The sequence below is a fragment of the Ignavibacteria bacterium genome, assembly GCA_016873845.1.
Taxonomy (GTDB): Bacteria; Bacteroidota; Ignavibacteria; order Ch128b; family Ch128b; genus JAHJVF01.
In genome coordinates this window covers 1-16,694 of sequence record VGVX01000060.1, presented here as the reverse complement: position 1 = coordinate 16,694, position 16,694 = coordinate 1, and the positions used below count along the sequence as shown (strand labels likewise).

Here is a 16,694-nt window from a genome sequence, read left to right as displayed (position 1 = left end):
GCAAATCTTTCATCATGCATCAATGCACCTTGAGGATAATCGAGGCGAGATAATCCTGCAGGATTATAATAACCCGAAAGTACATCGTTTGCCAACGCTACATACGCCCCGCCCATTGCAAGAGGTCTGCCGCCAACACCGATTGCTAAAAATTCACCGGAATATTTCCCGATTGATGTTCCTTGAGAATAAACCGAACTCGCAGCAAATAAAAAACTAACTGCAAAAAATATTTTTTTCATTTCGTACTCCTTTATGAGATATTATCGGTAGAATTGCTGCGAATAAAGCTCTAATTTTTGGTTAAAAATATCCTATTTTTATTCAAAAAATCAAGTGGAATTTTGGTTCGCTCAATTGAAAATTTCTGTTATATCAAAATTACCTAATTGTTCTAATCCTAACTTTTTTTCTGTGCAGCAAGAAAAACATAATCACTTTGTATTTCTTTCATTTTTAACATCAAATCTTCGACTTCAAAACAAAGTTTCAAAATTTGTTTACTCTCTTCATTTGTTGAAATAAAATTGTGAGCAATTTCATTTAAAAGAATATGTAGAATTGTTCCACCGTATTCTTTTAGCTCAACTATATTAAAATGTTTCCTTATCGATGGAAGAATATTTGAAGATTCCACAGCTTCAGATGGATCATTCACAATCATAGTGAGACGGCCGGGTTTATAATGCCTTTTTTTGATCGAGCCGCTATAAATCCGCTTTCGGTAACGATTCGGGATAATTGTTAAAAGTCCATTGACAATCTCTAATTGTCTATCTGTCCATTGAAATCGGCAAGGTCCAACAAAGTCATTAACAATTAAATAGCCGTCTTTCTTTAACATTCGTTTTATTCTTCGCACAACTTCATCTATATTTTTAAGGTGATGAAGTGAGCCTTCAGCAGTAATGATATCATATTCGTTTTCTCGGACTTTTATGTCGAAAAAATCTGACACAAAAAATTGTATTATGTGTGAATACCCTTCTCTATCAGCCTGATTTTTTGCATAGGCGATACGTTCATTTGACAAATCGTGCGCAATTAATCGATTGAAGTGTGTCGATTTCACCCACTTAAGCTCATTCTGACCGGTACTACACCCAATTGATAATCCGTTTAGATTTTTCTTCTGAGAAAAATATTTTTTGGAAAAGTACTCTTGAGGTGATAAGTTCGGGTTGCCGGTAATTAACAAGTTCCATCTGCTTATTACTTCAGGAACATCCCACCAATTTGATTGATTAGTCACTGTATGCTTCCACGATTCTTTTACTCTTCCCAACTTAACCAACGTTAATTTTGAAAGAATCTTGTATAAATAGCCTTGTCTAATTTTCTCAACTAATCTAACGAAATCGTATTTATTAACAAGATTATTAAACATTTTACTGGTTTATGAAATTGTCGAGCTTGAAGGTTTCACAAAGAAAAAAAACATAAGCATTCAAGGTCTACGCTAAAAATTAATCAACGACTCGTCATAATCTTCAACTTTTTCGAAGCCGAGTAGATTCAAAATCGTTGCGGCAACGTTAGTGAGTCCTGGATTTTTCACCTCCGACATTTTATACTCGCCTTTGTACTGTGTATCGTAAATCACAAACGGAACGGGATTCAATGTATGCGATGTCTTTATTTCTTTTTTCCCATTTTTGATTATGAACATTTCATCTGCGTTTCCATGATCTGCTGTCACAATCGCAATTCCTTCCAATTCATCTATTACTTTCAATAATTTTCCTACACATTCATCGACTACCTCGACAGCAATTACTGCCGCATCGAAATTACCTGTGTGACCAACCATATCTCCGTTTGCAAAATTCACTCTTCCCCATTTAAATTTATTTGAACGTAAAAGCTCAATCGTTTTTTCAGTAATTTCATAAGCTTTCATTTTTGGAGCTTTATCGAATTCAATCTTATCGGAAGGAATCTCAAAATATTTTTCGAGCGATTCGTCAATATAGCCTGAACGATTTCCATTCCAGAAATAAGTTACATGCCCGTACTTTTGCGTTTCCGAAATTGCAAACGATGTTACCTTCTCTGCACAAAGATATTCGCTGATAGTTCTATCAATTGCCGATGGGAAGACAAGATAATTTTTCGGGATGTGAAGATCACCATCGTACTCCATCATTCCAGCATACAAAACATCCGGGTAATAAACTCTGTCGAATTCCTTAAAATCTTTCTCTTCAAAAGCACGAGATAATTCAATTGCCCTATCTCCTCTGAAATTAAACATAATTACGGAATCGCCGTTAACGATTTTACCTATCGGCTCATCATTATCATCTACAACCACGAATGCATCAAGGTACTGATCGATTATGTTTGGATCTTCTTCGTAAAAAGTTTTAACTGCATCTTCTGCTGTCTTGAATTTTCTACCAATTCCAAGTACGTGAGCGTCCCATCCTCTTTTGACGATGTTCCAATCTGCATTGTATCTATCCATTGTAACTTTCATTCTACCGCCGCCTGATGCAATTCGATAATCAAATCCCTTTTCTGAATTTATCTTATTCAATAAATCTTCGGTTGGTTTGATATAATTCAGAACAGTTCTTCCAGGAACATCTCTTCCATCGGCAAGCGGATGAAGACGCACTTTTCTCACACCTTCTTCAGCACATCTTTTGATCAATGCAAAAAGCTGCTCGATGTGCGAATGAACATTTCCGTCTGAGAGCAATCCGATAAAATGAATCGTCCCCCCATCCTCTGCTCTTTTTATTATATCTCTCCAGAGTTCAGATTGAAATATTTTTCCAGATTCAATTGATTTGTTTACGAGCTTTGCACCCTGGTCAAATATTCTTCCTGCGCCGAGTGCATTATGCCCAACTTCGCTATTGCCCATGTCATCTTCTGAAGGAAGTCCAACAGCCTGACCGTGTGCCTTAAGCTTTGTAAAAAGCGGTGAAGAAAAAAGTTTATCAAGCGTTGGAGTTTTTGATTTGAATACAGCATTTCCGCCCGCCTGCCCTTCCATTATTTCCGTGGCGGGCAGGTCGTATTCTTTTCCAAGTCCAATGCCGTCCATTACAATAAATAATAAAGGACCTTTTCCGCCTAAGAAATTATCAAGTTTTTTTAGTTTCAACATAGATGTATAAAAATTGTATTTCCTATTGGTTGTTTTCGCTAAATCTCTGTGCAAAATATCTCAAAAGAGAAGTAAAGTCAAAAAGTGAAGCCTGACGAACGTTTGTAATCCAAGCTCCAGTTTCATATTTTTCGAACGAGAGTGTTATGTATCATTTCATTCACGAAATATTATCTGCAGTTGAAATGGAAAAGATTGCAGAAGAGATAAAGCTTCAGGAAGAAAAAACTGCCGGTGAAATACGTATAAGCATCAAAAGAAAAAAAAAGCTTTTTGAGAAGAAGGCATCTCTGCGGGATTTAGCCATTAAAGAATTTTTCCGATTGAAAATGAATAACACGCGTGACCGCGGCGGCATTCTTATATTTTTAATACTAAAGGATAAACAATTCTACATTCTGCCTGACGAGGGAATCACAAAGGTACTCGACCAAAACTTTTGGAATGAATTATCCAACGTAACAGAAAAATATTTCCGCAATAAGAATTTTTTCGACGGAATAATTCACGTCATCAGAGAATGCGGAAAAGTCCTCTCACAGCACTTTCCCCGAAAACCAGACGACGTGAATGAGCTTGAGGATAGAATTGAAATTTCATAGACTCTGCAGCAAACGGCGTCAGAATTAAATTCACACAATAGTAAAACAAGTTTTATTTCTTTAAGATAGGTCGCTCAAAATAGTTGGGTTCAGGGTAAAAAAAACGCGAAATGATTAATTTGTATTTTTAAGCAATTCTTTTCTCTTTTCGTTTAATTGTTTTCGCATTTTTCGTTTTCTTTTCTTTCATCAATATAAATTTTTTCGTTGATTTGCTCGTTTTATTTGTTTTTACTTTCACATTAGATGTAATGTGCGATTCTTTCTCCTCTTTTATCTTTTCCAGTAACACGCTTGCTGGCTCATCGTTGGAGTCTTGGGAAACTAGCTCGCCTCTGAATGCTTTTGCTAATATTGATTGTGTTAGCTTATCTACAAAAGCTTTTGCTTTAATAAATCTCTCTTCTATTTCATCTGCTTTTTTGAAAAGTGCTTCGACTCGTTTTACGATTTCTTTTTGTTCTTCGAATGGAGGAATTTCTATTTTTTCATTAAATAGTTTCTTCCTATCAAGTGTGGGTACTACCGTACTTGAACTGAAAGACTTAAAATCATATTGTAAAAAATAGTAGTAAGTATATTTAGGATAATTACCACAGAAATCTTTAACAAATAAAACAGTATTATGCGGCCAGTAATTTTCAAATTCAAAGAAATGGACACTACCAACAGAACCACTCCTACCAGTAACTAAGCAAGGACCATTTGCTTTAGATTCTTTATGATAGCCTGCAATTCCTCCAGAAGTAACAACAGCATACGCTCCATCTATGATTTTTCTCAAAGGCAAGTCATATCCTCTTTGTATTTTGCAAAACTCATTAAAGATTTTTTTACCCCAATTGTTTAAAGTAATGCCTTTCCTCTCCCTCCAATCTTTTGTCAACTCGCCTGTTACTGCTGCGTTAAGAACTGACTGCCTGAATCTTTTTATTATAACAGGAATTTTATCAAGCCGTACTTTTGATTCATCTACTTTGCTTAAAAGTTTATCAAGTTTTTCTACTATTCGTTTTTGTTCGTTGAGAGGTGCTAATCTTATTTGTATTTCATTTGCATTTGTGATAGTTACTTGAGGTTGAGCGGTACCAGTTACATACTGCGAATTGCTTTTTGATTGAAGTGCATATGCAAAATATCTTTTATTCTTTTCTAAAGAATCAAAAAAATTTAATACTAAAGAGTTGTGTGTCACAAAAACTTTGGGAGGTGATATATTGATTTTCCCACTATTAGCACCCCGACAAGAAATCAGAACTTTTTCTTCTTCGTATAAATATTCATTATAATAACCTATTATTGCATTCGCACCGAAAACAGGATATTTTTTTCATTACTTATTTTCTTTGTGGAAAGATCTTTGCCGTATTCAATATCACAAATATCAGAAAGCTTACATTCAATCCAACCTTTAGGTAATTCACTCATTCCCAATCCCATTCCATGTAATCCCATGTCTTTGTTGAATTAACTTCGCTGTAAGCCGGTTCAATAAATAATTTGATTTTGGAAACAGTTTCGGAAAAGTTCAGATTTATTTTAAGCGAGCGTTTTTTTATAAATGCAGCCCAGAGTGCTTCAAGGTTTTTATCATTCTTAAACTTGTCATCAAAAATAGAATGACGTTTCTCAATCGAGGTTTGCCTGTTTTTAAATGTTTCAATTAAAGCATTGTGCAAAGTTAAAAGATCAAACCCTTTACTTGAAGCAAAGAAATGAATATCGTAAAAGTCTTTCATTCTGCTTGTTGCAATTCCGAGAGAAACAGCAGCTTCAAATTTTTCTGCTACAGCAGATTCAATCGAATATACTTTTAAGTGCGGGGCTTCAAAATCAAGCAGAGTAGGATAATCCATTAGCAGCGAGCTGGGATAAACAATATCACCGAATCCAATATCAATCCGTACCTGCTGCCTTGCGGTGCCAAGCTTAGCGGACAATTTAATTCTAATGCCATGATATTCATCCTGCTCAACAATTTCTTCGGCAGAAACAGAATGGGAATCAAACGTTAATCCATCTTCAAAACTTATCGAAGCAATTTCTTGAAATATTTCTTTCAATGAATCGGTTTTATTCGGAACAGAGCGTCCAAGTAAATCAATATCTTTCGTGGGGCGAAGTCGGCTTATGTCATGGGCAAGAAAGAGAAGCGCACCTTTAAGAACAAAATTATCTGAGTAAATGGATTTTGAAATTCTGAATAGAAATCTTTCCTGAATATATTGAAGCAGAACTGAATTGAAGTCAAGGGAATTTTTACGTGAATAATTGATCAACCTTTCTTTTACAGATACAGCGATATTTGTAATTTCTTTTTTAGCCATTAACCGACAATCGCTTTAACATAAGGAAGCATTTTTTCTTTTACGCTAAGTGTCTCTGCAAATTCAAAAAGTTTGTTGATGTCCCGCTTCTTTAGCTCTAGATAACTCTTAAGTGATTCAATAACAATATCGTCACCTATTTTAGTCCGGTACCGAAACAGATCGCAAATTGTTTTTTCCAGGTTGTAGATTCTTATGATTCCGCTTTTCGTTTCCACTTGAATTATCCCGGTTTCGTAATATTTATGAGGGAAATAATATACTTGTATTGGCGGGTATTCAAGCTTAAAGCCAGGTGAATTGTGAGGTACTGCAACTGTTATGTATGACGGATTAAAAGTTGTCAGTTCGTAATATGAAGAAGCTGAAGTAAGACATATAACGGCTTTTTTATTAGACTTGCATACATCTGCAAAACTTCCATTTTCATCCCATGGGTAATTTACAAGCTTGTACAGACCAGGCTTTATCTTTTCTATAATTCCTTCTGAAATGGCTTTAGTGATTTTTCTAGGATGAATTTTCTGGTTACGAAGCTCTTTCATTCTTGCGTAACCCTTGTGTTTCTCAAATATTTTAATGATTTCTTTCATATTGCTTGGATCGTTTCTTAGGCAAATATACGAAATGTGCCTAAGAATTGATCCATGTTATTCATTATTGGTTCATTTTTACTGTCGATGAGAGTGATTGGCAGTAGTTCTGAACTGAATCGTTTACAAGGTAAACAGAGTAAATCTACCTTGTAATTGATTCAGTTATTTTTGGGTCCGATTTCTATGTCAGTATGAGATATTGACAGAAATTTAGAACCAAATCCTTTTTTGTTCATTTCCAGCGAATTTTTTGAATTTCTATCTAAAGGGATAAATTCGAATGTATTCTACAAAAAGTAGTCCATCTTGCCGTAACACAATATGTTTCACACTTTTAAACAAGATTTTTGTGCTACTATATCGATGCTCACAGTTATTTGATTGAGTCATAGTTAGGTTAGTGTTTTTTTTGATTGACTCCAGAAACTTGTAATCCAAATCATACTTTCCTATTTTTAACGCAAGATAATCTATGTTTCATCATTTCATTCACGAAATACTATCTGCGGTTGAAATGGAAAAAATTGCAGAAGAGATTAAACTCCAAGAAGAAAAAACTGCCGGCGAAATCCGCGTTAGCATAAAACAAAAAAGAAAGATGTTTGAGAAAAAATCTTCTTTGCGGAATCTGGCAATAAAAGAATTTTTCCGAATGAAGATAAACAACACGCTTGACCGCAGCGGCATTCTTCTTTTTTTAATATTAAAAGATAAACAATTCTACATTCTGCCTGACGAGGGAATCACAAAGGTACTCGACCAAAACTTTTGGAATGAATTATCCAACGTAACAGAAAAATATTTCCGCAATAAGAATTTTTTCGACGGAATAATTCACGTCATCAGAGAATGCGGAAAAGTACTCTCGCAGCACTTTCCCCGAAAACCAGACGACGTGAATGAGCTTGATGACAGAGTGGAAGTTTCGTAACAATATATTTTTTCCATTCTTATCACTCAGCCACTTAAAGGATGCTCAACTATTTTTCTTCGACTCGCCAACAATCTTTTGACATCAATCCTGAAATATTCTAAATTCACTGCGCATAAAGTATGATTAAACGAGAATGAAAACATTTAGAGAAAGACTCGGGAAAGAAGTAATCGTCTTCGATGGCGGAACCGGAACGTATCTATACGAAAAAGGAATTTACATCAACCGATGTTTCGATGAGTTGAATCTAACCAATCCGGAAATTGTGAAGGAAGTTCATAACGATTACATCAACTCAGGTGCCGATGCTATTGAAACAAATACGTTCGGAGCAAATGTATTTAAACTCACTCCTCATGGACTTGGAGAAAAAGTCTACGAAATAAATCTTAGAGGAGCTCAAATTGCAAAATCCGTTGCGAAAGATTCAGTACTAGTAGCTGGCTCTGTCGGTCCGCTCGGAGTACAAATTGAGCCGCTCGGAAAACTTTCTTTTGATGAAGCGAAGGACGCTTTCAAAGATCAAATCAAAGGATTGATTGATGGCGGCGTTGACTTAATTATTCTCGAAACTTTCATTCTTGCTAAAGAATTAGTCCAAGCACTTCGTGCTGTTAGAGAGCTTGATGAAAATATACCTGTTATCGGACAAGTAACAATCAACGAAGATGGAAATTTATTAAGCGGTGCGCCTCTCGAGAGATTCATCGACAAGCTGAAAGATTATAAAATCGATGCAGTGGGATTGAATTGTTCAGTCGGACCAAAACCGATGCTCGATGCATTAGAAAAGCTTAAAACACTTACGACTCTTCCAATTTCAATCCAGCCAAATGCAGGTTATCCTCAAAATATTGGCGGAAGGAATATTTATATGACTTCGCCTGAATACATGGCTGAATATGCAAAACGATTTATCCAGACCGGTGCTTCAATTGTTGGCGGATGCTGTGGAACAAATCCTTCCCATATTCGTGCTATCCGAAGGGCTGTTCAAGCCCTTCAACCGGCAAAACGAATGGATGTAAAAGTCAGTGAATTAGAAATTGAAATACTGCCGGAAGTAAAAATATATTCATTGAATGAAAAATCCCGCTTGTCTAATAAACTTCTTAGGAAAGAATTTGTCAGTCTCGTAGAATTAGTTTCACCAAAGGGAGTTTCACCACAAAAAGAGATAGAGAAAGCGCGAAAGCTGTTCCATTTTGGCATAGATGCGATAAATATTCCAGATGGACCGCGGGCAATGGCGCGAATGTCTGCAATGGTACTTGCTGTTTTAATTCAAAAAGAAGTTGGAATAGAAACCGTTCTTCATTTTGCCTGTAGAGATAGAAATGTAATTGGAATGCAATCTGATCTTCTCGGCGCATGGGCATTGGGAGTTAGAAATATTTTAGCAATCACTGGCGATCCACCGAAACTTGGAAATTATCCTGACGCAACTGCGGTGTTCGATGTCGATGCAATTGGCTTGGTGAATTTAATTAATCGATTAAATCACGGACTTGATCTTGCAAGCAATCCTATTGGCGAACCAACTGGTTTCAGTATTGGTGTCGGTGTGAATCCGGGAGCAATCAATCTTGATGATGAATTAAAAAGATTAGATTGGAAAATCGAAGCAGGTGCAGAATATATGATAACTCAGCCTGTCTTTGATATAAAGATATTCGAAAGTTTTATTAAACGAATCGATTATGTTAAACTTCCATTAATTTGTGGAATTTGGCCATTGATATCATACCGGAATGCAGAATTTATGAACAATGAAGTTCCAGGGGCCTCAGTACCGGATGAAATTTTATCAAGAATGCGAAGTGCAACGACTAAAGATGAAGGATTCGAAACTGGAATTCAAATTGCGCGAGAAACTTATAATTACATAAGAAATGATGTGGCGGGCGTTCAGCTCGCCGCTCCGCTCGGAAGAGTTGAAGCGGTGTTTGAAATACTAAAGAAATAGTTCTTCACCTCCACTATGGGTTATCAGTACCCTAAACACTTTTATGAATTTACTTTTTTAATTGACAATTTACTCCCCACAATGTAAATTGAAATGTAGACTAAGCAGGAAATTCCTTAGGAATGAGAGTAGACGGCATTAAAGTGGTTTTCTTTAGCGAACATCACAATCGAAAAGTTGATAGTCCGAATTTCATATATCAATCCTCGTTATTCCCACGTGAAAATATGATTATAACTATTAAAAAATTAATGGGTGTAAAATGTTTTCTTCATTTAAAAGAATTTTTATCATCCTTGCATCAATACTGGCATTCTTTGCAGATGCAAAGCCACAAGTAATAATAGTACTTGCTCAACCTCCATTTAACCAAATTAAATCTGAAAATCTTTGGAAACTTCAACTAAACAATGCGTCACCTAGGACTTATAAAGTCTTTCTTAACGGCGTAATTACCGAAGTGACCGAGGGCAAGATATTTGAAGCAAGATCGTCTGCATTTGAATTGTCCCCTGGATTTCACAATATCACAATGAAAGATTTGGGTAACATTTCAATAATAAGCAGTAGAAAAGAATTTGAAGAAATGCTAATACGTTCAGGAACAATAAAAGAAGGAGATTATGAAATTTGTGTTACTGTACTTAATATAGAAGACAATAATGAATTAGGGAAAGACTGTATAAGCCATTCTGTAATTCATCCAAATCCACCTCAATTAATCTCTCCATCGAACGGAATAGAATCAGAAATTGAGATTAATGAGTTTTCGTGGACACCAATAACACCTCAAATTTCAGGTATTAATTATTTGATTAAAATAGTTGAAATTCAATCTGGTCAATCATTGGAAGAAGCTATTCAAAATAATTTAGCCTGGTTTGAAAAAAGCGATATCAAATCAAATATTCTGAAATATCCTACATCTGCAAGAAAATTTGAAAAAGGTAAAAAATATGCATGGCAGATTACAGCTTTCACGAACAAACTTGAAATTGGAAAAAGTGAAGTTTGGAGTTTCTCTCCAGGTGACCGACCAACTTTAATGACATTCTGGGGACAGCTTCAAGATGTATCCCCGAAAGGTTGTTATAATATTTGTTGCCATGGTGATACAACTGATCAAAAATTTGTTTTTAGAATTTTACATTCTCAACCCATTGACTTAGGACAATCTGGATTTTCTATCGTAAGAACTCAAACCTGTTGTGGGGTGTGGAATTTTGGGGCTCCTCTTTCTACAATAATTTTAAACGGATGGGGAGAATTAAATAATATCAGAGCTGGAACAAGTGAATTTATTTTTTATCCTTTTAAAGTTGATCAAATGTGCTTGTGTGATGGCGATAGGGTCCAGTATCAGTTAAGTATTCACAATGCAGCAGGAAATCCGATGTTAGGTTCCCCCTACAATGGATTTTTTATTGTTGATCTAACTGGCCCAAGCGTTATAGCTTTAGTCCCTCCAGATGGCTCTGGGGTAAGCGTTTCAGGATTCACAGTAAATATTAATGTTCAGGATTTGCCGAACTGCGGTGTTAATTTTAGTGGTGTTGCTAATGGATTTGGTTACGTTGAACTGAAAGATGGACTCGGAACTTTAATAGCGAAATACGTTTCAGAATCCTATTTCTCTTTTCATTACGGTGATATTAGCCCACCACCAGTCATGAATCGATTGAATTGGAACCTTGCTTCGCAGACATTCTCTTTAAATTTTCCTCCAACGCATTTTATTAATCCCTTACCTTCACCTCTTAGTGAATTAAGATTTTGTTTAACAATGTGGGATGACTGTGGAAATCTTATTGGCAGAAGTGCTTCGACAGATGGCAAGACGTGCTTGTCAACTGGTGAACCGTTTTGCTGGAAATATCATATAGAAGATACAACATGCAACTGCGGCAATTGGAATCCAGTAAATGTAAATTGGGTATCAGGGTCGGCAATTGTTCCTCGTGGGGGGACAATAAATACTGGTGCGCTTACACTTGGTACAAATATTACTATTAATACAAGTTTTAATTGTAATCCAGCAACATGTTTACCAACATATAATTGGCGTATTACTGGTCCCGCTGCTTTTCTTTCAGCGGGGACAGCAATTCCATTTACATTTACGCCCACCACTGCAGGAACTTATTTTGTAACTATCATACCTCAATGTGGTACATCACCATGTGATACTTTTTGGTTTCGGATAAACATCGATTCTTTAATAACACAGGATAATTGCACATGCCGTGGTAGTAGTTGGGGGGCTATAACAATGAATTGGTTATCCAGTTCGATAGTAGTTGTACCAGGAACTACATTTAATCCAGGTACCATTCCAAGCGGAACAACCTTTACAGTTATTCCAAGCTTTAATTGTACTCCTCCATCTTGTCCCGTATCATTTACTTGGAGAATGAATTTAGATGGTGTAGCATGGATTCCAACATCAAGTTTACCGATAGTTTTTACACCTCCACGGCCGGGAGTATACACGGTAATAATTACTCCATCCTGTGGATTAATAGAATGTAATGCAACATGGTTTAAAATTGAAATTCCCAATATTGATGAAACCTGTAGTTGTATTAACTGGGATCCCATAAATGTGAGTTGGTTATCAACGACAACTACAGTTACAAACGGTGGAATAATTAATATCGGGGCACTACCTTCAGGTACACCAATAACCATAAATACTAATTATAATTGTTCACCACCAAGTTGTTTATCAGTTTATTCTTGGAGAATTTTTGGTGGCGGGAGTACATGGACCGGTACAACATTACCGATTAGCTTCACTCCGCTAGTATCGGGTGAATACTCAGTCTACTTAACCTCTAGCTGTGGAGGAACACCATGTGATACTATCAAATTCAAAATTAGAATCGGAGAACTTACAGAAGACTGTGGATGTGTCGGCGGTGATAATTTTATAATCTCATACGATTATGGCAGTGTTATGACATATCCATGCGGCAGTACTCTAACTGCAACTCATGTGGGTTCTTCCATTGCAATCAATAGAATCATTGCTTGTGAACCCACTCTTCTATGTCCGCCAAATCAGAACCTAACAATTTACAAAGATGGAAGTCCGATTGGTTTCTTCCCAGGAATAACATTACCTTATAATTACACATTTACATCAATAGGGAATTATACTTTTGTAATTAGTGGAAATTGCGGAACGGCTAGATGTGACACTTGTCATTTTTCGATCAACGTTGAAGAAATGATTTCTGATACCTGCATTTGTAGAGATTGGCGATTTGTAAGGGTAAGATATGGTTCAACTGTTTCTAATGTAAATTGTCTGCCTGGTGGAGGAGTAAGCTCAATTGATATAGGGTCTATTCCGGTTGGAACACCTATAAATATAACATTCAATGTGAATTGCTTTCCTTCGCACTGCACAACAACGTACAATTATGTCATTACTGGACCAGGAGGTACAAGTGGAACATTTACAGGTATAGTAGGAAATATTTCTTTCATTCCAACTGCATCAACGACATATGATGTTATATTGAATGCAACGTGTGCGGGTCATGTATGTAATCCTTGCAGATTTAAAATATACGTTAACTTGATTGGAAGCTTATGTGATTACGGGACAATTGAAATTAAATACTCAGATAAAATAATTACATTTTTTATGCGTGATAAGGCGATTGATGACGCTCCTAGGAGGCTCCATGTCTTTGATGTAAAAGCTATAGATAAAAACAATCCTATTACTATTTCTTTTATTTATGCAAGAGCTATGACGGATTGTTGTGTGATAGAACGCCCTAGTTACTTAATCTCTGGTCCTAGAGGATTTACCCCAATATCGGGAGTTATTAATGAAAAAATTTATAATCAGAGGACGGTACTGACTTCTTTTTCACCTTTGAATCAAAAAGGGGAACCCCTGTCAGGACCATACGATGTAAGTATTAATTGGAAAATTAACGGAATAATATGCCCCAGCTTTAGATTCAAAATAAATGTCCTAAAATAATTTAAGATACTCGACTGTTAACGGAACTGAGTTGGTCTTGAATCAACTCAGTTCAATTTTTAATAATTTTTAAGATTGAATTTCATTAGCTTTTTGGAGGTTTTATGAAATGGTTAAGGGTTTTCTCACTTCATCTTGTATTATTCCTTTACTTTTTTATTGTAGACCTTTGTGCTCAAGTTCTTGTAACTATCAAACCACCTCCGCCAAATCAAATAAGAGTAGAGCATTTGTGGGATATTTCAATTTTTAACTCGACAAGTAAAGAATATGAAGTGTTCTTAATAGGAGAAGTGACGGAACAAAATAATGGGATCATTTTTAATGCAAGATCAAATCAATTTTTATTAAAGGCTGGTTATAATAAAATTGCACCGTCAATGTTAAAACCAATTAATATAAATTATTCAGAAAAGAGGTATGAAGATATTATTATTAAAACCGGGAGTTTACCCGAAGGAGAATTTAACTATTGCATTAGAGTTATTGAGTCTTCTACCGAACAGGAAATTGGATTTAATTGTTTGCCGGTTATACATTCGGTGAGAAACCAGTTTATTCCAATTTTAATTTCTCCTTCAAATGGCGAGATTGTTGATGATGAATATCCTATGTTTGTTGTAATACTTCAAAATGACCACCCAACTGATTTTGGACCTACTCGTACTCCATCATATGCCGAAAAGAAGATTGTTGAAATTGTTGGAAATCAATCGCCGCTGGATGCAATTAATTCCAATCCAGCATGGTTTGAAATTACAACAAACCAACGATTTTTTAGATATCCAATGTGGGCAAGGAAATTTGAAAACGGCAAAAGGTACGCCTGGCAGGTAAAAATTCTTGATGAGAATAACAATGTCTTGGGTAAAAGTGAAGTAAATTCTTTTGAATATTTGAGAAGACAACTAACTGAAGATGAAGGATTTAGCCCGACTTTTAAAGGTGAAGCTAAACTTAATTCATTTTTCGGTAGAAATCAGAGCTTAACTGAAATTCCACTCAATTCCTCAATCCCTTCGCTGAAACGAGATATCAATTGTTCATTAAATATTCAAGAGGATGAAATTTCACCATTTAAATTGTCTGGCAACACCAATTTTTATACACAATACTCAGACCGGCAGGCAATTAATTCTGAAATACCAAAAAATCTTTGGAGATGGGATTTAAATACAACTCTTTCAATTTTCGAAATTCCCATTGGTTTTAGTGTTTTTGTTTCTTCCGAGCAAAAAGATATTCGTCAAAATATAAATGCTTTTAAATTCCAGTTTAGTCCCCAACAGATTATTATGAATAAAACCTCAGAATTAAGAGATAATTTTGTTTCTAATTTTCTGTCTCTATTTTCAAATATAAGCGTCGGCACATGTTATCCCAATTATTCCCCATTGACTATTTCTGGAATTCCAGTAAGTGGAATTGATATTGAATTTACTCCCGGAATATTTTATTTGTCTTTTACTTACGGTCGATCGCAAAAAGAAATTCAAGGAGATTCAATTACCAATCCAACTTATTTAAGGAAAATGTTAAGTGGCAAAATAGGATTAGGTCAAAAACCATCATCACATCTTCACCTTACCTTCATGCATTCTTGGGACGATGAGAAGTCTGTAATTATCGATACGTTTATTGTTTCGCCTCAGGAGAATTATTTAGTTGGTGCAGAAGCTCAAATTTCTTTTTTAGATAAATTATTTAATATAAAAGCTGAGTTAGTTGGTTCATTAATTACACGCGATATCAGAAGTACCAAGCTGACAAATACAAAAATTCCGGATTGGATTACAAAAACTATCAGACCAAATATAAGCACTTCTTTCGATTATGCTTATAACATTGCGACAAGTTTGAATTTACCAACCGCAACTAAATTATCAGGTTATTATAAATTAATCGGCCCTGGCTTTAGTACTCACGGAATTCCGTATTTACGAAATGACATTAAAGCACATGAAATCCGTGCAGAACAAAAATTATTTGAAAATCAAGTAACGGTTGGAAGTTATTATAAAAATGATCGAGATAATTTGATACCGTGGAAAAGGGCAACAACCACTAATTCATCCGCAGGATTTAATTTAGGTTTGAGGTTTAAAAGTATACCGTATATAAATTTAAATTACTCCCCTTACTATCAAGAAAATAATCTTGATTCAATGAAAATCGATAACAAATTAAAAATGCTTTCAATTGTTAGTGGTTACATTTACAAAATCAGCTCATTAAATCTTGCATCGAATATTTTCTTTTCTTATAAAGATAACAATTCACGTAACAGAATGAGTAATTATATAGCAAAAAATTATTCATTTAACCAAACAATCAGTTTCGAGTATCCTTTGGTATTATCAACGACAATTAGTTATTTGCAGTCCTCACATCTTACGGCTTCTAAAAATATTTTATCTTTTGAATTAAACGGAAGTTATACTGCCTTTGAAGATTGGCACAATACAATTGGAATAAATTTAGCAACCGAAAGAAATATGGAACAAAAATATGGATTTTATTTTACAACATCTTTTCCAATTTGGAATATTGCACTTTTCGAATTAACAGGTGAAAAAAATTTCTACAAAGACTTCATTATGAACAACAATAATTTTGATGAATTAATTATTAGAGGAAAAATATCGAAAAGCTGGTAGCTGGTGATTTGGGGAATGATTTTTCAAATTAAATCTAATTGCTCAAAAATATTTTGATTTATTTGTGAGAAACTGAAAGTTAAATTCCCCTAATCGATAAGCTATTTCTTGTTATTAAAAGCCAGCTTGGTTAGTTCATAATAAACGAATAAATGCGACGGGGCTTCTGTATCAGTAAGTTTCAATTCCTTTATTTCTTTGCCGCGAATTGTTTTTGCATAATTTCTTTTAACATCGACCAAGATTGAAAATTGTTTTGCTTGAATTTCTATAAAAATCATTTTCAAAGAATCGCCATGGTTCTCGAATTTTAAAACTGTTGCTGCATCATCTCCAAGTATTTGAGATTGAGCTTTTAATTCAGCGACATTTTTAAGAACTAAATAATTTCCGGTAAGCGGTTCGGGATCATTTCTGACTCCGAATTCGAAAGTGCCAGATTCGCCCCCTTTAAATTTGCTTTTTGTATTTGTATTTGTTTTAAAAATAACATA

The 16,694-nt window shown here is 35.2% G+C and carries 10 protein-coding genes and 1 pseudogene; 5 read left to right on the top strand and 6 right to left on the bottom strand.

Annotated features, from left to right (window positions below; genetic code table 11):
- The 3 genes and pseudogenes from FJ213_10335 to FJ213_10325 all read right to left on the bottom strand — a co-directional run bounded on the left by FJ213_10335 (window position 1) and on the right by FJ213_10325 (window position 3,118).
- Window positions 1–167, bottom strand: a pseudogene (locus tag FJ213_10335) (UPF0164 family protein).
- 233 nt (window positions 168–400) lie between these two features.
- Window positions 401–1,387 (bottom strand): class I SAM-dependent methyltransferase, encoded by a 987-nt coding sequence (locus tag FJ213_10330; protein MBM4176551.1) that lies wholly within the window; start codon window positions 1,385–1,387, stop codon window positions 401–403.
- 72 nt (window positions 1,388–1,459) lie between these two features.
- Window positions 1,460–3,118 (bottom strand): 2,3-bisphosphoglycerate-independent phosphoglycerate mutase, encoded by a 1,659-nt coding sequence (locus tag FJ213_10325; protein MBM4176550.1) that lies wholly within the window; start codon window positions 3,116–3,118, stop codon window positions 1,460–1,462.
- A gap of 146 nt (window positions 3,119–3,264) precedes the next feature.
- On the opposite strand from FJ213_10325, the gene FJ213_10320 reads away from it, so the two are divergent.
- Window positions 3,265–3,720, top strand: a complete 456-nt coding sequence (locus tag FJ213_10320; protein MBM4176549.1) for a hypothetical protein — start codon at window positions 3,265–3,267, stop codon at window positions 3,718–3,720.
- 127 nt (window positions 3,721–3,847) lie between these two features.
- Here FJ213_10320 and FJ213_10315 read toward each other — a convergent pair whose 3' ends face one another.
- From FJ213_10315 to FJ213_10305, 3 genes are all read right to left on the bottom strand, one after another.
- Window positions 3,848–4,915 carry a hypothetical protein gene (locus FJ213_10315; protein MBM4176548.1) on the bottom strand — a complete coding sequence of 356 codons (1,068 nt, stop codon included), beginning with the start codon at window positions 4,913–4,915 and terminating at the stop codon, window positions 3,848–3,850.
- Window positions 4,916–5,144: 229 nt separating this feature from the next.
- Entirely contained in the window at window positions 5,145–6,047 is a 903-nt protein-coding gene (locus FJ213_10310) for a nucleotidyl transferase AbiEii/AbiGii toxin family protein (GenBank protein ID MBM4176547.1), read from the bottom strand.
- Entirely contained in the window at window positions 6,047–6,640 is a 594-nt protein-coding gene (locus FJ213_10305; GenBank protein MBM4176546.1) for an Abortive infection protein AbiEi, read from the bottom strand. Before FJ213_10305 ends, FJ213_10310 begins: the two co-directional genes overlap by 1 nt.
- A gap of 475 nt (window positions 6,641–7,115) precedes the next feature.
- Here FJ213_10305 and FJ213_10300 point away from each other — a divergent pair, with 475 nt between their 5' ends.
- From FJ213_10300 to FJ213_10285, 4 genes are all read left to right on the top strand, one after another.
- Window positions 7,116–7,574, top strand: coding sequence for a hypothetical protein (locus FJ213_10300; GenBank protein ID MBM4176545.1), 459 nt, complete (start codon window positions 7,116–7,118; stop codon window positions 7,572–7,574).
- 136 nt (window positions 7,575–7,710) lie between these two features.
- Window positions 7,711–9,543: a bifunctional homocysteine S-methyltransferase/methylenetetrahydrofolate reductase gene (locus FJ213_10295; protein ID MBM4176544.1), complete on the top strand. Its 1,833-nt coding sequence runs from the start codon at window positions 7,711–7,713 to the stop codon at window positions 9,541–9,543.
- A gap of 262 nt (window positions 9,544–9,805) precedes the next feature.
- Window positions 9,806–13,543 carry a hypothetical protein gene (locus FJ213_10290; GenBank protein ID MBM4176543.1) on the top strand — a complete coding sequence of 1,246 codons (3,738 nt, stop codon included), beginning with the start codon at window positions 9,806–9,808 and terminating at the stop codon, window positions 13,541–13,543.
- Between the two features lie 104 nt (window positions 13,544–13,647).
- Window positions 13,648–16,200 carry a hypothetical protein gene (locus FJ213_10285; protein MBM4176542.1) on the top strand — a complete coding sequence of 851 codons (2,553 nt, stop codon included), beginning with the start codon at window positions 13,648–13,650 and terminating at the stop codon, window positions 16,198–16,200.
- Window positions 16,201–16,694 lie beyond the last annotated feature (494 nt).

Bases quoted from the DNA above. Each gene is read 5' to 3' on its own strand.
- FJ213_10330 (MBM4176551.1), bottom strand. From the start codon at position 1,387: ATGTTTAATAATCTTGTTAATAAATACGATTTCGTTAGATTAGTTGAG.
- FJ213_10325 (MBM4176550.1), bottom strand. From the start codon at position 3,118: ATGTTGAAACTAAAAAAACTTGATAATTTCTTAGGCGGAAAAGGTCCT.
- FJ213_10320 (MBM4176549.1), top strand. From the start codon at position 3,265: ATGTATCATTTCATTCACGAAATATTATCTGCAGTTGAAATGGAAAAG.
- FJ213_10310 (MBM4176547.1), bottom strand. From the start codon at position 6,047: ATGGCTAAAAAAGAAATTACAAATATCGCTGTATCTGTAAAAGAAAGG.
- FJ213_10305 (MBM4176546.1), bottom strand. From the start codon at position 6,640: ATGAAAGAAATCATTAAAATATTTGAGAAACACAAGGGTTACGCAAGA.
- FJ213_10300 (MBM4176545.1), top strand. From the start codon at position 7,116: ATGTTTCATCATTTCATTCACGAAATACTATCTGCGGTTGAAATGGAA.
- FJ213_10295 (MBM4176544.1), top strand. From the start codon at position 7,711: ATGAAAACATTTAGAGAAAGACTCGGGAAAGAAGTAATCGTCTTCGAT.
- FJ213_10290 (MBM4176543.1), top strand. From the start codon at position 9,806: ATGTTTTCTTCATTTAAAAGAATTTTTATCATCCTTGCATCAATACTG.
- FJ213_10285 (MBM4176542.1), top strand. From the start codon at position 13,648: ATGAAATGGTTAAGGGTTTTCTCACTTCATCTTGTATTATTCCTTTAC.